This is a genomic window from Aetokthonos hydrillicola CCALA 1050, from assembly GCF_017591665.1.
Classification (GTDB): domain Bacteria; phylum Cyanobacteriota; class Cyanobacteriia; order Cyanobacteriales; family Nostocaceae; genus Aetokthonos; species Aetokthonos hydrillicola.
On the sequence record NZ_JAAKGC010000271.1, the window covers coordinates 1 to 2,751 of the forward strand.

The window sequence follows — 2,751 nt, forward strand, 5'->3', positions numbered from 1 at the left end:
CTGCCTACTTCTGTTTATTCCCTCGTTTCGGTTGAGTAACCCACAACGCCACCATACCTTTCATAAATGGGTTCTGATTGCTATATTGGTCTATGTATTAACACCTTTCATCAAACTAAATTATGAATAACTTTTCTATTTTTGTTATTAAACAAGAAGAAATTCAAAAGTTAAAGAGAAAAGCAATTCGAGATTTTCATAATAAAGGAGGTGAAAGGTATCCGGACTATTATCAGATTGATGGTCTATGGAATGATTCTCCGTCTTATGTAAGAGGCTCTAAAACTAAACTTATTATTTTAGAACCAGATAGTTTTTCTCAGGATGATTTACCTTTTAAACAAATTAGTTTTAATAATGAGACTATTGTAAGAGATTTAATTAAACAAATAATAGATTATCCCCAAAATAATTTCTACCCATTTCCGCTCTTTTCGGGATACGAACCGCACACGTCCTTTTCGGAATATGATAGATATAATGAATATGATCCAGCATACTATAAAATTAAATATACTTATATCTTGGGAAGATGTCTCTATTATGATGTTTCAAATTTTGATTATAATGTTTCAAATTTAGAGAAGTATTATCAAACAAAAATTTTTGATTTAGGTTTTTTAGATGGTGAAGTAGCTATATTAACTAAGATTACAGTTGAAAAAAAAATAAATACTGACTCCCACTTCATACCAAGCATGAGACCTGAATCAGTATTTTCAACTCCGAAATACGCAGCGTTTAAATCAATTTTAACTTCAGAACTTTCTTCTATCAATAGAGACGGTTTTAATATCGTATTTTTGTACACTGATGCAGATGAAGAATTTGCTAAATTTGTACGGAAATCAATTTCAGAAATTCATAAAATTTCAGGTTTGAATATTAACATATATGTTATTGAAAAATTCATTACCTCTGAAAATACTTCAGAGGTAATTGAATATTGGAGAAATTTATTGTCAGAACAACTTTATTGTATTTACGCTGTATTTGGTATGATTCGTTCAAAGCCTTATGATAAATTAGCAATTTATGACATTGCAAAAGAGCTAAAGATTGAAATAACACAGATTCCTTGTATAGCATTCTTTGATAAATTTAAAGATTATTTATATGTTGAAACGTTTAAAACAGAACATTTAAATATTAATTTTATTAGACGATTATTTCAAGATTTAGAACAAATTTTTAATGAGGCACTAAATAGTAGTTCTTCTCCGCATAAAAAATTTAAAGAAAGACTCTTAGAACTATTTAAAGAAAAACTCCCAGAACTTAGAAAAAATTGGTTTGAAACATTAAACAATCCGAAAGACATTAATCAGCAGCAGAAAATATTAATCTTAGCGGCAATTCCCCACGGTCTACGTTTAGATAAAGAGATTCGGGAAATTGAAGAAGCTATACGACGAGCCACCAATCGAGATTTATTTGAAATTAAAGTAAGAACCGCTGTACGTCCTGCTGATATTCGTCATGCTATTGCAGAAGAACAACCATCTATTGTTCATTTTTGCGGACATGGCTTAGAAGATGGCAGTTTACTTTTGGAAGATGATGGGGGAAACGATAAGCCAGTTACGCCATCTAGTTTAGCGTCTCTGTTTAAGTTACACGCTGATTATGTTAAATGTGTTCTGCTTAATCCTTGTTATTCAGAAAAACCTGCTGTGGCTATTAGCCAATACATTAATTATGTAATTGGGATGAATAACTCAATCCAAGACGGTGCAGCGATTGAGTTTGCTAAAGGATTTTATGACGGAGTAGGTTACAAAACTTCTAATAATCAAGATGTATTTCAACGAGCTTTTGATGAAGGCATGGTTGCGATTGAAATGGAAAATGTTTCACAAGGAGCGATACCAGTCCTGAAAAAAAACTTTAAATGAACATGAGATAAAACAATTATCAGACATTCCTGTTATTGGTAACGAGGCATCAGACGTAGGGGCTGATTACATTAAATTACGAGGCTTGCTCCTTGAAAAAAAAATTTTTACAGAAGAAGGAAAACAACCTATTCGAGGTAGTCCCTAAGACAAAGCAAAGGAATTAGCGCTTGCTGCTTACCATGAGCGCTTAGTGTACGCGAAGTTGAAAATATTTGAACCTTGACAATAAAATAAATTAATAGCGCCGCAGTTCATGCTGCTTGCAGCCTCTGAAGTGTGTTAAATGAGGGTTAGTTTGACTGTGGTAATACAGTCTTGCTTTCTGACCCTGGTAGCTGCTCACCCTGATGCTGCTGTCTTCGGACAGGATAGGTGCGCTCCCAGCAATAAGGGCGCAGATGTACTGCTGCAGTGGCTACTGAATCACCCCCGAGCAAGGGGGAACCCTACCCCAATTCTTCATTTGAAGGATTAAAATCAGGGCAAAATTTCTCAGAGAGCCGCGCAAGTCCCAAATCGGTTGCAGTGTCTCAATTTCATCGTTTTTCCACCACGGTATGATTCTTGAGACTAAAGCTCAGATAGAAAAATGGGAGACATCCGCGCTCTCGGACATCTGAAAAAGCCGCCCTACAATATTTTGAAACTGGGTAGGTGGCAACGACCTTCCCGGAACTGGGTGGGTTATCTTGATTTTTATTAGGGAGGGTTGAAAGAGAGCGCTACGTTGACAATATAGTTATAGTCTCTGTAAATAAATGACATTAATTTGTCACTGGCACTTAAACGACAACAATTTGTCCCAACGACAATTAATCTTTCCCGAGGACATTAATCTGTCACCGATGACAAA

The 2,751-nt window shown here is 34.9% G+C and carries 1 protein-coding gene; it reads left to right on the forward strand.

Annotated features, from left to right (window positions below; translation table 11 throughout):
* The first annotated feature begins 122 nt into the window (after positions 1–122).
* On the forward strand, positions 123–1,895 hold the full coding sequence (locus G4P69_RS39790) for a CHAT domain-containing protein (protein WP_243902690.1): 1,773 nt from the start codon (positions 123–125) through the stop codon (positions 1,893–1,895).
* The last annotated feature ends 856 nt before the right edge of the window (positions 1,896–2,751 follow it).